Below are 13,732 nucleotides of genomic sequence, written 5' to 3' on the forward strand. Positions count from 1 at the left end.
TGTTCTTAAATGAACTCAGGCGCTTTTTATCCTTATTGACCTAAAGCATTAAATAATTGTTTAGTTACTTTTTTAATGCTTGGCTTTATGTATGCTTTAATTAAATTTATAATTAAAGCATACAAATTACGTGCATAAAAAGTAATGGATACAAATTTTAGTGGAACTTAATATGACATTTTTAAAAAATGTAAAGCAACAAGCTGCGACTAGAACGCCCTCTGAATTAGAGCGTTTATGGCAGCGAATTGAAAAACATACTAAGCGTAACGCAAACTTTGATATTAAAAAGCAGACCCTGTTTTCTCAATTTCAAGAACAAGTAGAGCACCATGAGCAACTCCAAGCTCAAATGATTGCAGAACAAATTATTCATTTTAGTAAGTTTATCCAACGTAAAAGTTTAACTATTGAACAGCGTAATGAACTTGTGGATTGGATAAATGAAGATTTAGATTATTTGTCAGAACATCCATTCATTGGCGAATTGAATGTTGAGGAAGTGTCTCAAATTTTTCAATCTTACCTAAATAAATATAACCAAGATACGGTTAGTACAATCCCTTCTTCAGAGTTAAATATATTACGTAAGATGTTACAACAAGATTTCCCCGGTTTAGAATTAACAGATGACGAACTGAGAGAAATAACAGCTGAGCCTTCATTGCTTTATAAGCACCTTGACGAGCAAGGTTTTGGTGAGGAGAAAGATGATGAAGCGTTTAGTGCAGATAATATGCACTATGAACAAGATGAAGATTGGGATGACTTTTTTGACCAACACGAACGATTTGATCGCGATGAAATTAAACAACAAAAAAACAACTCAAAATTAGAAAAGTTATTTAAAGGCTCGCAACTAAACAAAATGTATAAACGTTTAGCATCTAAGTTGCATCCAGATAAAGAATCTGATCTTGCAAAAAAAGCAGAAAAACACGAACTAATGCAACAGTTAGTACAAGCTCGAAAAGAGAAAGACGGTTTTACTTTATTACAGCTTTACATAAGCCATTTTGACGACGATGTCGATTTTGATGAAGAAACCAAAGCAAACTTAATACCGTTACTGCAAAATAAAATAATCGAGCTAAATGAACAGCATCGCCAACAAAAAGAAAGTAATGACCAATATACAATTGTGTGGCGTAAGTTTAATGGTCGTAGTAAAGCGCAAATTAAAGATAATTTTGTAAACCATTTAGCGGCGCTAAATAATGAATGTGATGAAATTGCTAAACGTTTAGAGTATTGCACTACGGTTAAATCACTTAAAGAAGAGCTTAACAACCGAATTATGAATAAACGTCATATGCCCATGTCTTTAGAAGCGGCTCTCGAAAACATGTTCAATTTTTGATAAATTAACAGTGACGCCAGCCTAAGTTTTTTCATTAAGTTAGAATGGCTGTCCTGTTTAGCTGTTTCTTTACGCTGCGGCAACTGTATTGCCTTGTTCATAATGTAGAAAAGCTGCAAAACGCGATGTATTAAGAAAGATAAGCCCTTAGTTCCTCAATAAAGTCACTCAAACACCAGTGTTCCCTTCTAAAATACTAATTAAAACAACACCGAACACTTTTTTGTATTTTACGTAAAAATACAGTAAACGATTGAATCAAAATATGAACTCGGCTATGGTTTGTTTATCAATAAAAATAAATAAAAACGAGTTAACTTACTGTTTGTTAGCTGTTTCGAGGGATTGTATGTTTTTTTTGAGTAAATTATTTTGTTGGGAGCGAGGCCGACAAAAATCAGGCTACGATAAAATGTTGATTTGTGGTGCTACGTGGCCAATTAAATTTGATACATATTTGCTTAAATTCCCACAAGGAAGTGAAATAGCACCACACACAGACAAAGTTGAATCTGGTAAACACTATCGATTGAATATAGTGCTTAAAAAAGCAGATTTGGGTGGTGAGTTTATTTGCAGTGATCCGATATTTGAAACAAAGCGGGTTAAGCTATTCCGGCCTGATGTAAGTGAGCATCAGGTATCAAAAGTTATAAAAGGTAATAGATATTTACTCAGCATTGGGTGGATAAAAGGGAGCTCTAAATGCTAGATTTAAGACCTAATTGTGAATGTTGTGATAAGAATCTACCTGCACAGTCCACAGAGGCTTTTATTTGTTCATTTGAATGCACATTTTGTTCTGGCTGTGCCCAAACGCTGTTAAATAACGTGTGCCCAAACTGCTCAGGTAATTTGGTTCAGCGGCCAATTCGCCCTTTGGCTGCACTAAAAAATTACCCAGCATCGACTAAGCGGGTATTAAAAGAAAGTGTTTGTGCGCCAAACACATAAAAACATAAAGTATAATAATTACATTTTCTGAATATGGAGAACTGATGAGAAAATCCTTTGAATTTACCGTTAAGTCAATCAAAGTTAAAATAATTAACGCTTGGTTTAGTGGTGCTAAATTATACGTGAATGGTGACTTACGAGATACTGACAAAACTTTGTTCGCCTTTAGGAATAATACTTTACTATCTGCAAATCTAGGTGAGTTGGGTATTCTTGAAATCAAGCCATTATCGGGGCTAATTACTGTTGAAATGGATGCATATTTGGTCAATGATAAAAATATTCAACATGTATATAGCTCACATAAACGCCTTAGCCTAAAAGAGCAAAGGGCAGCTCGATAAAGCTACTTTAAATAACGTATATTCCTGTGTTTTCCTGCATTTACCTGCCTTCAGTAACAACCTCCCAATGACTTTGAGGAGGTTTAAATTCCTAAGCATACCAAGTTAATCTATTTGGTTTTACTCGATTACTTTAAAATCACTCAAACTCTTTCACATAAAGTAAAAGCGCGCTGTACATTACACTGAGTGCCTTTGTTACATCGCTGTCTATAACCGCTTCTGCTGGGTGATGGCTTATACCGCCTGGGCTGCGTATAAATAACATGCCAACGGGGCAAATTGGAGCGACTGCCATTGCATCGTGCCCTGCGCCAGAGGCAAGTGAAGGCGATGCTTGGTTGTTGAGTTTACATGCGCTTGAAAACAAATGCTGAATAGTGGGGTCGCACGCAACGGCACCTGCGGCGTGAGTCCATTGCCAATCGAGTGTTAAATTGCGTTTGCTTGCTATAGATTGAGCACTGCTTTGTATGGCGCTTAGTAAATTAGCGAGATCGGTGTCGCTCTGTGCGCGTGCATCTAGGCTTATGGTTGTTTTACCTGCAATCACGTTTGTAGCCCCTGGGCGAGATTGTATTTGCCCCACGGTGGCAACTTCGCCATTACTCGCGTTTTTTGCTAGCTGCTCTATGGCAAGAGTAAGTTCGGCGCAGCCTGCTAACGAATCCTGCCTTAAGTTCATTGGCGTTGTACCCGCATGACCACTTTGCCCTGTTAGGGTAAGCATAGCGCGCTTTGCTCCTGCGATTGCAGTTACAACGCCTAACGCTTGATTAACCGATTCGAGTACAGGACCTTGTTCTATATGAGTTTCCCAGTAACCTAGTAACTCGCTTTTATTTAGTGCGGCTTTTGCGTAGTTGTTGGGATTTAAGCCAAAGTCGAGCATGGCTTGGCGCATAGTTATGCCGTTTGTGTCTTCAATGTTTAGCCACTGTGGGTCAAATTCGTTAGCGAGTGCTTTTGAGCCAATTAAAGTGGTGGCAAAACGGGTGCCTTCTTCATCGCAAAAACCCACTACATCTAAATGAAAAGGCAGGTCGAGCTTTAACTTATGTGCAAGAGCGGCTATTTCAATGCCTAATAACACGCCTAAAATACCATCAAATGCACCTGCGTTTGGTACGGTGTCGAGGTGCGACCCTATAATTAAACGTTTAGCATGGGGGTTTGATGATTTTAGTCGCCCCCAAAGGTTACCCACTTCGTCTTGCCACGACTGCATGCCTGCCTCTTCCATCCATGATGCAGTAACAGCGTTACACTCTTTGTGCTCTTTTGATAAGTACACGCGGTGAATACCATCTTGCATTTGCGACAGTGCGCTGAGGGTTTTACAGCGAGATAAAGCGCGTGTTGCGTGTTCATCAGCAAGTTCTTTGTTTAACAAAGGCTTTAAAAGGGGGCTTACAATCGTCATGCTAAATCCTTTTTTTATTTATAATGAGCAAGGGCGGCAATGGCGGCTTCGCCTTTAGGGCCTATGTAACCGTTGGCATGCAAGCAAGCGTCTAAGCTGGCAAGTGTTTGTAGTACGGTATCTTTTCGGGCGTTGTAGCCCATAGTGCCAATACGCCAAATTTTTCCATGCAATGGTCCAAACGAGGTGCCAATTTCTATTCCAAAATCGGTTAACATTTGTCCGCGTACGTGATCGGCGTTAATGCCCTCGGGTATATAAACACCCAGTACGTTGTTCATTTTATGTGTTAAATCGCCAAATACATTTAAGCCGAGCGCTTGAATGCCTGTTAGCATGGCATCGCCATGTAGTTTGTGACGCGCTACGCAGTTATCTACACCTTCTTCAATGACTATGCGGGCGCATTCTGAGGCGCAATACAGCATGCTGGTGGCTTCGGTATGATGATTTAGGCGCTCCTCTCCCCAGTAATTCATTATCATGCCTAAATCAAAGTAGTTTGAGCGTACAAATGGCTCTGTGCCGTCGGTATGATCGGCTGTGCGAATGCCTGCTTCTACCTTTTTACGTTTTTGGATCCACTCGGCGCATTTATCACTAAGCGTTAATGGCGCTGAACCAGAAGGACCGCCTAAACATTTTTGCAGGCCAACCGAAAGTGCATCAAGTTTCCATTCATCGGCGGGTAAATCGTTACCTACAATCGATGCGGTGGCATCGCAATAAAATAGTACATCGTGCTTTTGGCAAATATCGCCAATATGCTCAAGAGGTTGGTTCATGGTGGTGGATGTATCACCTTGTACCATGGCAAGTACATGGGGTTTTACATCAACAATGGCTTTTTCGATTTGTTCTGGCGTAAATACTTCGCCCCACGGTACGTCTATTGTGTGCACCTTTGCACCAACGCGTTCTGCTATTTCAGCAAGTAGGTGACCAAAGCGCCCCATAATTGGCACCAGTACTTTATCGCCTGGGCGTAAAATAGAGCATAACACGGCTTCAATCCCTGCACGCGATGTGCCATCTATTAACATGGTCCATTCGTTTTTAGTTTTAAAAATTTCGCGATAGCGGGCCATGGTTTCGTTCATAAAACCGGTCATTACTGGGTCGTACTGACCTATTAGCTGCGCCGACATAGCACGTAAAACACGAGGATCTGCATTAATAGGGCCTGGTCCCATTAATAAACGCTGTGGTGGGTTTAAGGTTTGAATTTGCGTGTTGCTAAACATTTTTTAGGCTCCCAGAGTCTGAATGAGCATGCGAATACCCGTTATCATTAAGACAACGGCAAAAGCGCGTTTTAGTTGTTTTTGATCCAGCTTACTACCAATTTTTACGCCAATAGGCGCAAATAAAATAGTTAGCGGAATAATAAGAAAAAAGGCAGGGAGGTTAACTAACCCCCACGTACCTAGGGGAGCATCGGTTGGCGTTGTGCCAATACTTAATAAGGTAATTACGCCAGGTAGCGCAATCAATAAGCCAAAAACGGCCGCAGTACCTACTGCAACGTGGGCACGTACATTAAATGCGTTAAGCATAGGTACGCCAATAGTACCGCCGCCTATGCCAATCATTACTGATAAACCACCTACAATGCTTGCCATAACGCCTTGCCCAAATTTACCTGGCAGTTGGTTTACAAGCGCGGGTGCGCCGGCTCTAAATAACATGTTTAAACTGACTAAAATAGCAATGCAGGCAAACATGAGCACTAATGCGTTACCGCGAACGGTATGAGCAATAATACTACCGACTACCGCCATAACTAATATAAACGGTGCCCAGTATTTTATTAGCACAAGGTCAATATTTCCTTTGCTATGATGCGAGCGAATAGATGAAAGCGAAGTAGGTACTATGGTTGCAAGTGATGTAGCTGTGGCTATCATCATTGCCGACTCAGGGCTTACGCCAAAACCTTGCAGTAAAAAATACAGCACAGGTACGATAACAATACCGCCGCCTACACCAAAAAGTCCTGCTAAAATTCCGGCAAAAATACCGGTTGCTATTAAGGCCACTACTATTGGCCATTGGTTTATTATTTCTGACATTGTGTTCCTGCTGTAGTTACGGTTGCACGTCCATCTGAACGAGGATCTGTTGCAGCTTCAAGGCTTGTAGGTGTATCTAAAATAGCCCCAGCGTGCCCCATCATTTCGCTATTATTATCAACGCTTACCCAATCGTGGTCACGTTGATTTAATTCATGTTCTATATGAAAAACTAAATCTTTTTCAATTTTTAAATTTGTACTTGTATCGCCCCATGTGCGTCCAAGCAACCAACGAGGGTCGCTAATTGCTTGCTCTATTGATTTATTTCGCCACGCGTAGCCTGCAAAAACAGCGGCTTGGGTTTGTGGTTGCCCTTCACCGCCCATAGTGCCGTAGGCAAGTCGGCGGCCATCGCTAAACTTTGCCATTGCTGGGTTAAGTGTATGTGCTGGCTTTTTATTTGGCGCAAGGACATTAATATTGTTACTCGCATCAATATCTTGATTGTTTAAACTAAAGCTTAAACCACGGTTATTCCACACAAAACCGCCTTCGCTCATTAATATTCCGCTGCCAAATTCCCAATAAATACTTTGAATAAAGCTGACTAATTGGCCGTTTTTATCTCTAGCTGCCATCCACACGGTATCGCCAGGCTCTGCGTTAAATGGCCATTTTTTGGCTTTGGTCATATCAATATTATTAGCAAGTTGGCTTAAGCGATCATCGGTTAGTGCGTTTTTATAATCGTCCCCTAATACTTCAGGGTCAGCCCAAAGAGTAGGGCGATGGGTAAAGCTTTGTTTGGTTGCCTCAACAATTAAATGCATCCAGTCGGCATCGGTTTTAGCTTTGTGTTTTAGTTTATTTACGGCACCAATTATTTGCAGTGAATGCACGCCTTGTGTTGGTGCGGGTAAGTTATAGCAATCAATACCTGATAAGTTTGCATTTAGCGCAGTAACGACCTCGGCTTTAGTATTTGCAATATCACTTACGGTAATTGAGCTACCTGCTTTTGCTAAGTCGGCGGCAAATGAGTTAGCAAGTGCACCTTCATAAAATGCGTTTAAACCCTGTTTTGCTAAGTGTTCAAATGTTGCTGCAAGTTTAGGGTTTTTAAAATGCTGACCTGCTTGCAAGGGCTTACCATTGGGTATGTAGAGGCTTTTAAACGCGTCATTGGTATTATTTGCAGCAGCTAGCTTTTCGCAGCCTGCTTGCAAGCTTTTTGTAACGGTAAAGCCCTCGCGAGCAAGTGCAATGGCGGGCGCTAAAATTTTTGACAGTGGCAGTGCTGCGTGCTCATCTAGCTCAAGGGCTTTTTGCCAACCGCGTATTGTACCTGCTTGAGTCAATGCACTTAGTCCGCCGCGCTCTGGTATTTGTGTGAGCGTGTTATAAGCACTTGTATTACTTGCAGCTCGGCCGCAGGCGTCAATAGCAGTGGGCGTTTTTTGGTTTGGGTTATCGATAAGCCAAAAGCTATCGCCACCAATTGAGTTCATATGTGGATATACAACGCTGATAGCAGCGGCCGCGGCTACCATAGCCTCGGTGGCTGTACCACCTTGTTTTAATATACTTATACCTGCCTCAGTGGCCGAAAAATGAGACGCGGTAAATGCAATGTTGTGTGTGGTCATGCCGGTGTGTCCTGTTTTAAGTGTGCAGCTAATTGTTGTACGCACGCAAGTAGGCTTTTATCGTTACCGTGGCTCATCATTAATGAAAAGCCATACGGATGTGCATTTGCTAAATTAGCCAGCGGTAAGTGTACTTGCGCCGAACCACTCAGCCCTGCAATTGCCGAAAGCGTAATAATTTGCATGCGTAAGGCGCTTGTGTCGGCGCCTAATTTAGGTGCGGTTGTAGGGGTGGTAGGTAAAAATAAGCAGCTGTGCTTATTTAGGTTTTTAGCGACGATTGCTTGCCACTCATACTGTATTTTTAATGCCTCTTGTTCTTCTTGCTCGGTTAAAGCCAGTGCCATTTTAAAACGAGCTGCAATTGCTGGCGCAAAATGAGAAAGCTGATCTGGGAGTTCAATCCAATCTCGGTGCGTTTTAGCAATCGCACGACCTTGCAATATTCTAAAGGTATCGGCAAGCTCACTTAGTAAACCAACGTTGGGGAGCTTAAAATCGATATGATGATTAAAATAAGGTTTGGTTTTTTCTAAAAGGTTACCCAGTGGTGCTTGTAAAGAGGGGTCAACAAGTTCAAAGAGTGCTTCGCAAATAACCAGCGTATTTACTTTATTAATAGGTTGTTGTGGTAATAATACATTGCCAACGCTGCTTAATAGCTCGGCGCTTTGGGTAAGCCAACCTATAGTATCAAAAGGCGGTGCCAACGGTATTAGGCCGTCTTTTTCAATCACGTTATGGCTTGGCCTTATACCAAATAAACCACAATAGCTGGCGGGTATTCTAATTGAGCCGCCAGTGTCGGTGCCTAAGCCAATATCGGCTAAGTTAGCAGCAACGGATGCAGCAGAACCCATACTCGAACCGCCACTTGCATGACCGCTAAGTTTTGGGTTTTGTGCTGCACCATAGTGAATGTTATTTCCCTCTAAGCTGTAAGCAAGCTCATCGGTATGGGTAAAGCCTATAAAGTTACAACCAGCGGTCATGAGCTTATTAACCGAGCTTGCCGTATTCTGAGCCGGTTTAGCTGTTTTAAACCAATGTGGATTGCCTGCGCTGTTACGCTCGCCTTTAATTGCAAATACATCTTTAATCGCAAGACGCTTATTAATAAGCGTGCCTTGGTAATGTGTTTGCCATGCCTTAGGACCATGGTCACAAAAAATACCGGTCGTATTATTATTTTTGGTACTCATATCACCACTCGTTGTAAAAAATCTGACCAAGCAGTTCAGATTTAGAGTGATTAAAAAGACGGATTAATTTTTATTATTTTTCAGCTCACTGCGTAACATCTTGTTTTTATTTTACAGAGCCTGATCCGCTTTTTAATCGGTTAGCTTATTATATTGTTTAAAACCTAAGCAAGAGGAATGCCATAAATTAAAACCCTGTCCAATTGGTCAGGATTTGGCGGGTTGTATGAGGTTAGTAAATATGGGCTGTAAAAATAGTGGTATTAAAATGAGCTAAAACAAACCAATTTGGTGCGCAGGTGCACCAAATTGGTCTTTATTTATATGGTTGTGAGCGCTAAATAAGGGACATTTTACTGATGATTAAACCGTTAATATCGGCGTAAACCCAATCGTTAGGTTCTAGGGTGGTGCCAAGCATGGTAACAGCTTGGTTTTTGTCGCCAAAGCCGCGCTTTAAGGTACTACGCGGTGTAGAGCCTAGCGCCATAACCGGTAAGTCCATAGTGGCGAGTATTTCGATATCTCGGCAACAGCCATTTATTATTACGCCTTCCCAGCCATTATTTAGGGCACGCTCAGCCATAATATCGCCAATAAACGCAAAGCGTTTGCTCGCAAACCCGTTTATAACTAATACTTTACCTTCACCATTTTCATGCAATATATCGGCAGCAAATGAGTTGTCTTCTGGGCAGGTAACGGTAACGACTTGACCGTAAAACGTGGTTTTTTTACCAAAGTGATAAAGGCCACTGTCGGCTACTTGTACGCTATCGCGATGATCGTCAAATAAATCGGGTGTAGTAAAGGGTTTCATGGGTTAAGTCTCACTTTGCTCAGGTATTTTAAGACCAATACCTTTTAAAATTATGTGGGCAATTGATTGCGTAATTTGTGCCACATCGGTTTTGTCGTACTCTAATTTGTTCATTACGAGTAAAACCTCAGCCTGAAAGTCGGCGTAATACTGCGTGGTAGACCAAATAGTAAAGAGCAAATGGTAGGGGTCAACCTTATCCATTTTATCTGCGTCCATCCACGCTTGAAGTACATCAACTTTTTGCTTAACCCAAGGGCGGGTATTGGTTCTAAAGTAGTTTTGTAAATAAGGGGCACCGCGCAGTATTTCGCTGGCAAATAAGCGAGATTGCATTGGCTGATTTACGGCGAGTATTACTTTGCTTTTAATATAGTTATAAAGCACGGTAGCTGGATCGTCGTTAATTGTGACGTTATCTAGCCCTAAGTTCCAATTAGCTATTATGCGGTCGATCACAGACTCGTACAGACCATCCTTACTTTTAAAGTAATACAAAATATTAGCTTTTGGCACCTGCGCTTCTTTAGCAACCATGCTCATACTTGCTCCGTCGTAACCTAATTGCGAAAACAATTGCTCGGCGGCATCTAAAATTAGTTTTTGGTTTTTTTCGCGTGTTACTTCTTTTTTATTTGGTTTTATTTGTGTGGTCATTATTGTGTTTGGGTGTTTAACATATTGATCGATTGTAGCTTTACTGACCAAAAGGTCAATTACTAAAAAGGTGAATATTAAAAGTAGGCGAGAGGTTTAAGTTATTAACTTTAGGGTCTGTTGATCTTTGCGGATTAAAATTTGTTCAAACTAGGGGCTATTTAATCGCGGCGCGAGATTTGTAACCTAGTGGGCTAAGTAAAAACCGAGCAACAAAGAGTAAGTAGTCCCTAGGAAGAACCCTTTGGGCAGCGCCTGTTTGGCATTAATGCTACGTTATCGCCCATTTATGGGGAATAACCACACTATTTAGGCTCTGCCTTGCCTAAATACCAAACAGACTGCTGCAAATTTAACCTTGAAAGATCAACAGACCCTAATTGTTTAATTAAATAATTACTGTTAGTTTAGTTTCAAATTTACGAGTAGTACTTTTGGATTGGCAAATGGAGTTTTTAAGCAAAAATAAATACACGCTTTATGGAGTTGCTGCAATATTACTGTGGAGTTGCTTAGTGGCATTACTACGGGATATTTCTGAGTTGTTTAGCCCCATTGGTGGTGCTGCGGCTATGTACTCTGTCAGTGCGATATTTTTAATTTTGGTTATGGGAGTGCCTAAGTTTAGTGGGTTTTCAAGACGCTACCTGGTAGTAGGTACTTTATTATTTGTATCGTACGAAATTTGCTTGGCGCTTTCTATTGGTATGGCAAATAGCCGTCATCAGGCAATGGAAATGGCGGTTATTAATTATTTATGGCCCACGCTTACTATATTGCTCTCTATTATTATTGGTCGCAAAAAAGTAAGTTATTGGGTGTACCCAAGCATGATTATTGCTTTTTTAGGGGTTGCTTGGTGTATTACGGGCGATCAAGAAATGTCACTCGATACGCTTGTAGCTAACTTTGCTGATAATCCTGCTACTTATTTAATGGCATTAACTGCAGCGTTTATATGGGCTATTTATTGCGTGGTTACGCAGAAGCTGAGTAATGGCAAAAATGCCATTACGTTATTCTTTACTGTTACGGCAATGAGTTTATGGGCGCAATATGCTTTTAGTAATGAAGCACCATTAACGTTTTCACTCAGCTCAAGCATAACATTGCTATTAGCAGGAGTAGTGGTAGGGAGCGGGTATGCACTGTGGAACCAAGCTATTATTGGCGGTAACTTAATGCTGCTTGGCACACTTTCGTACTTTACACCGGTGTTTTCTACTATTATTTCAGCGCTGTATTTATCTATTACGCTGAGCGCTTCGTTTTGGCAAGGAGTTGTACTGGTAACCGTGGGCTCGCTAATTTGCTACTTTGTAACGCGAGAAAAGTCTGTTACAGAGCCAGCAAAAACACTAAGCTAAATTATATTTATATATAACTAGATTAATGAGGCGTCCAATACGCCTCATTAAGTTTGTGGCAACTATGCAGGCATAACGGCATAGCTTGCTGATTTGTATCTAACTTTTTTTGCACAATAATAAAATATTAACGCAAATACTGCAGCGCTAATATCAACAATACCGCTTTGATAATATTTAAAAAAATCATCAGCTAATAAAGCCTGTACAAGTGTTGAAACTCCCATACTAGCAGATAAAAATGCAATGCCGATTAAGCCCCAATAGCTAGCGTGGTGAGTTCCTTTAAAAAAGGTATAAGCAACAAAAACAAAAAATACCAAATAGTAACTATAAAGGTAACTGTAATTTGCGTTCTCTATATATAGGTTTGTCCATTTAGCTTGCAATAACGTGGCAACCACGGCAATTATTGAACCTACACACACACCAATTGTTAAATTTGCCATAAATCGTGTGCTTCGTTTGTTTGGATCTTTTTTAAAGCGTTTGTCTAACCACAATAAGTTACCAGAATAAAATAAGAATGCGCCAAGCAGTCCCATAATAAAATACCCCCAACGCCCCCATTCACCTCCATAAGTACCAAAGTGAAGTGAAAAGAAACTTCCTACTATATTACCCCAAATACCCTCATCTCCTTGCGGATAGCTTGAGTTAAGTACTTCTAATGTATAAGGATGTAAAAATAAGTAGTCAGTATCAGGTCCGCGAACGACAGCGCTGCTATTACTCATTTTTAATGTTGCTGTTGGACTGTTTGTGTTTAAACGATTAAACGCAATATGAATTGGCTCATAACCTGTAGCGTAGTTTTTTGCCGCTAGGATCTGTTTATCTATACTTGGTAAATTTGCAATATGATAATTATGTGCTGCTGGGGCAGGGCGTTGAAAAAAGGATTTATCGTCATAAAATGCTGATAGACCATCATAAATTAGGTCATGAAATGCAAACACAACAACAGTAAACGCTATAATTAAATGAAAAGGCAGGCTGGCGATCCCAACTAAATTATGGCTGTCGAGCCAAAAACGACTAGCACCTTTTTCTTTTCGTATTGCAAAAAACGTTTTTACAAGCGTAGGTAGTAAAATAATTACGCCAGACACCAATGCTAAAAAGTACAGCGCAGATGCTATACCGAGTATATATACTCCTGATTGGTCGTGACCAATCTCGCCTGCAAACCCTGCGGTCCGATGCAAATAATCTATTAAATCTGCAAGTTTATTCTCACTTTGTTGCTGTATAACCAGATTATTTTGCTGGTTTATATGTAGCGCCTGTAATTGGTTATTAAGTGCCATACCGCGCTCTTTTCCTTGGCTGTACCAAGAGAGCGGTGCTTGATTTGTTAGTAAGTCGAGGGAAAAGCCATTGCCCATTTGCTCAGGGTACTTAACTATTGCTTGGTCAACTAATGTTTGGTAATTGTTAGTGTATGGTTTAGTCACTGGTGCACTGACGGGTTTTGCCCACTGTGCTAATTCGTGTTTATACATGGTTAAACTACCAGCATAAAACCCTATAAAGAGGACTAAGCCTGTGATTATTCCTGTCCATGTATGCAGACCTTGATAGGTGCGCAAAATATCGGCTCTAACTCTCATAGCCAAGTCCTTAAAATTATAAATAAACTATATAGCGTTACATTTAAGCCCCCAAGCGTCAGCCAAGCTTTTTTTGCCGAGCTAAACAGGTATGTGAAGCTAAAAATGGTTAACCATAAAAGAGGGATTATCCACATATTAAATTGCACTTTATCAGGCGCATCTATGCCTCCCGCTCCATACCATGCAAAAAAAGCAACGAGAATAAACGCTAGTGCGAGCCCTAAAAAACAACCCGCCAAACTTTTTCCAAGCCAAGTTGGTTTTATTTTTTGCCTTTGTGCAGATGACATTATTTAACTTCCTTGCGTTTAATTAGGCTGACGAG

Annotated in this window: 14 protein-coding genes; 5 read left to right on the forward strand and 9 right to left on the reverse strand. The window is 40.8% G+C overall.

Translation table 11 applies throughout. The features are described from left to right. Window positions 1-172 precede the first annotated feature (172 nt). The 4 genes from CXF64_RS04015 to CXF64_RS04030 all read left to right on the forward strand — a co-directional run bounded on the left by CXF64_RS04015 (window position 173) and on the right by CXF64_RS04030 (window position 2,661). Window positions 173-1,360, forward strand: coding sequence for a hypothetical protein (locus CXF64_RS04015; RefSeq protein WP_024591955.1), 1,188 nt, complete (start codon window positions 173-175; stop codon window positions 1,358-1,360). Window positions 1,361-1,709: 349 nt separating this feature from the next. After that, on the forward strand, window positions 1,710-2,072 hold the full coding sequence (locus CXF64_RS04020; RefSeq protein ID WP_101216351.1) for a 2OG-Fe(II) oxygenase: 363 nt from the start codon (window positions 1,710-1,712) through the stop codon (window positions 2,070-2,072). Continuing rightward, window positions 2,066-2,314 (forward strand): DUF1272 domain-containing protein, encoded by a 249-nt coding sequence (locus CXF64_RS04025; RefSeq protein ID WP_101216352.1) that lies wholly within the window; start codon window positions 2,066-2,068, stop codon window positions 2,312-2,314. The genes CXF64_RS04020 and CXF64_RS04025 overlap by 7 nt, the downstream gene beginning before the upstream one ends. A gap of 44 nt (window positions 2,315-2,358) precedes the next feature. After that, complete coding sequence (locus tag CXF64_RS04030; RefSeq protein ID WP_024599980.1) at window positions 2,359-2,661, forward strand: hypothetical protein; 303 nt, start codon at window positions 2,359-2,361, stop codon at window positions 2,659-2,661. A 139-nt stretch (window positions 2,662-2,800) separates the two neighbouring features. Here CXF64_RS04030 and CXF64_RS04035 read toward each other — a convergent pair whose 3' ends face one another. The 7 genes from CXF64_RS04035 to CXF64_RS04065 form a co-directional block, all read right to left on the reverse strand. Further along, entirely contained in the window at window positions 2,801-4,084 is a 1,284-nt protein-coding gene (locus CXF64_RS04035; protein ID WP_101216353.1) for an allantoate amidohydrolase, read from the reverse strand. A gap of 14 nt (window positions 4,085-4,098) precedes the next feature. Then, window positions 4,099-5,328 carry a pyridoxal-phosphate-dependent aminotransferase family protein gene (locus tag CXF64_RS04040; RefSeq protein ID WP_101216354.1) on the reverse strand — a complete coding sequence of 410 codons (1,230 nt, stop codon included), beginning with the start codon at window positions 5,326-5,328 and terminating at the stop codon, window positions 4,099-4,101. 3 nt (window positions 5,329-5,331) lie between these two features. After that, on the reverse strand, window positions 5,332-6,156 hold the full coding sequence (locus CXF64_RS04045; RefSeq protein WP_101216355.1) for a sulfite exporter TauE/SafE family protein: 825 nt from the start codon (window positions 6,154-6,156) through the stop codon (window positions 5,332-5,334). Further along, window positions 6,144-7,745: a gamma-glutamyltransferase family protein gene (locus CXF64_RS04050; protein WP_101216356.1), complete on the reverse strand. Its 1,602-nt coding sequence runs from the start codon at window positions 7,743-7,745 to the stop codon at window positions 6,144-6,146. Before CXF64_RS04050 ends, CXF64_RS04045 begins: the two co-directional genes overlap by 13 nt. Then, window positions 7,742-8,947, reverse strand: a complete 1,206-nt coding sequence (locus tag CXF64_RS04055) for an amidase family protein (protein WP_101216357.1) — start codon at window positions 8,945-8,947, stop codon at window positions 7,742-7,744. Before CXF64_RS04055 ends, CXF64_RS04050 begins: the two co-directional genes overlap by 4 nt. Window positions 8,948-9,284: 337 nt before the next feature. Then, on the reverse strand, window positions 9,285-9,767 hold the full coding sequence (locus CXF64_RS04060) for a putative 4-hydroxy-4-methyl-2-oxoglutarate aldolase (RefSeq protein ID WP_101216358.1): 483 nt from the start codon (window positions 9,765-9,767) through the stop codon (window positions 9,285-9,287). Window positions 9,768-9,770: 3 nt separating this feature from the next. After that, on the reverse strand, window positions 9,771-10,424 hold the full coding sequence (locus CXF64_RS04065; protein WP_024597735.1) for a TetR/AcrR family transcriptional regulator: 654 nt from the start codon (window positions 10,422-10,424) through the stop codon (window positions 9,771-9,773). 446 nt (window positions 10,425-10,870) lie between these two features. On the opposite strand from CXF64_RS04065, the gene yddG reads away from it, so the two are divergent. Beyond that, window positions 10,871-11,791 (forward strand): aromatic amino acid DMT transporter YddG, encoded by a 921-nt coding sequence (gene yddG / locus CXF64_RS04070; RefSeq protein ID WP_076924279.1) that lies wholly within the window; start codon window positions 10,871-10,873, stop codon window positions 11,789-11,791. 62 nt (window positions 11,792-11,853) lie between these two features. Here the strand turns inward: yddG and CXF64_RS04075 are convergent, their stop codons facing one another. Further along, window positions 11,854-13,404, reverse strand: coding sequence for a PepSY-associated TM helix domain-containing protein (locus tag CXF64_RS04075; RefSeq protein WP_101216359.1), 1,551 nt, complete (start codon window positions 13,402-13,404; stop codon window positions 11,854-11,856). Beyond that, window positions 13,401-13,697: a hypothetical protein gene (locus CXF64_RS04080; protein WP_101216360.1), complete on the reverse strand. Its 297-nt coding sequence runs from the start codon at window positions 13,695-13,697 to the stop codon at window positions 13,401-13,403. The genes CXF64_RS04075 and CXF64_RS04080 overlap by 4 nt, the downstream gene beginning before the upstream one ends. Window positions 13,698-13,732: the final 35 nt, after the last annotated feature.

Source organism: Pseudoalteromonas sp. GutCa3, assembly GCF_002836155.1.
Taxonomy (GTDB): domain Bacteria; phylum Pseudomonadota; class Gammaproteobacteria; order Enterobacterales; family Alteromonadaceae; genus Pseudoalteromonas; species Pseudoalteromonas arctica.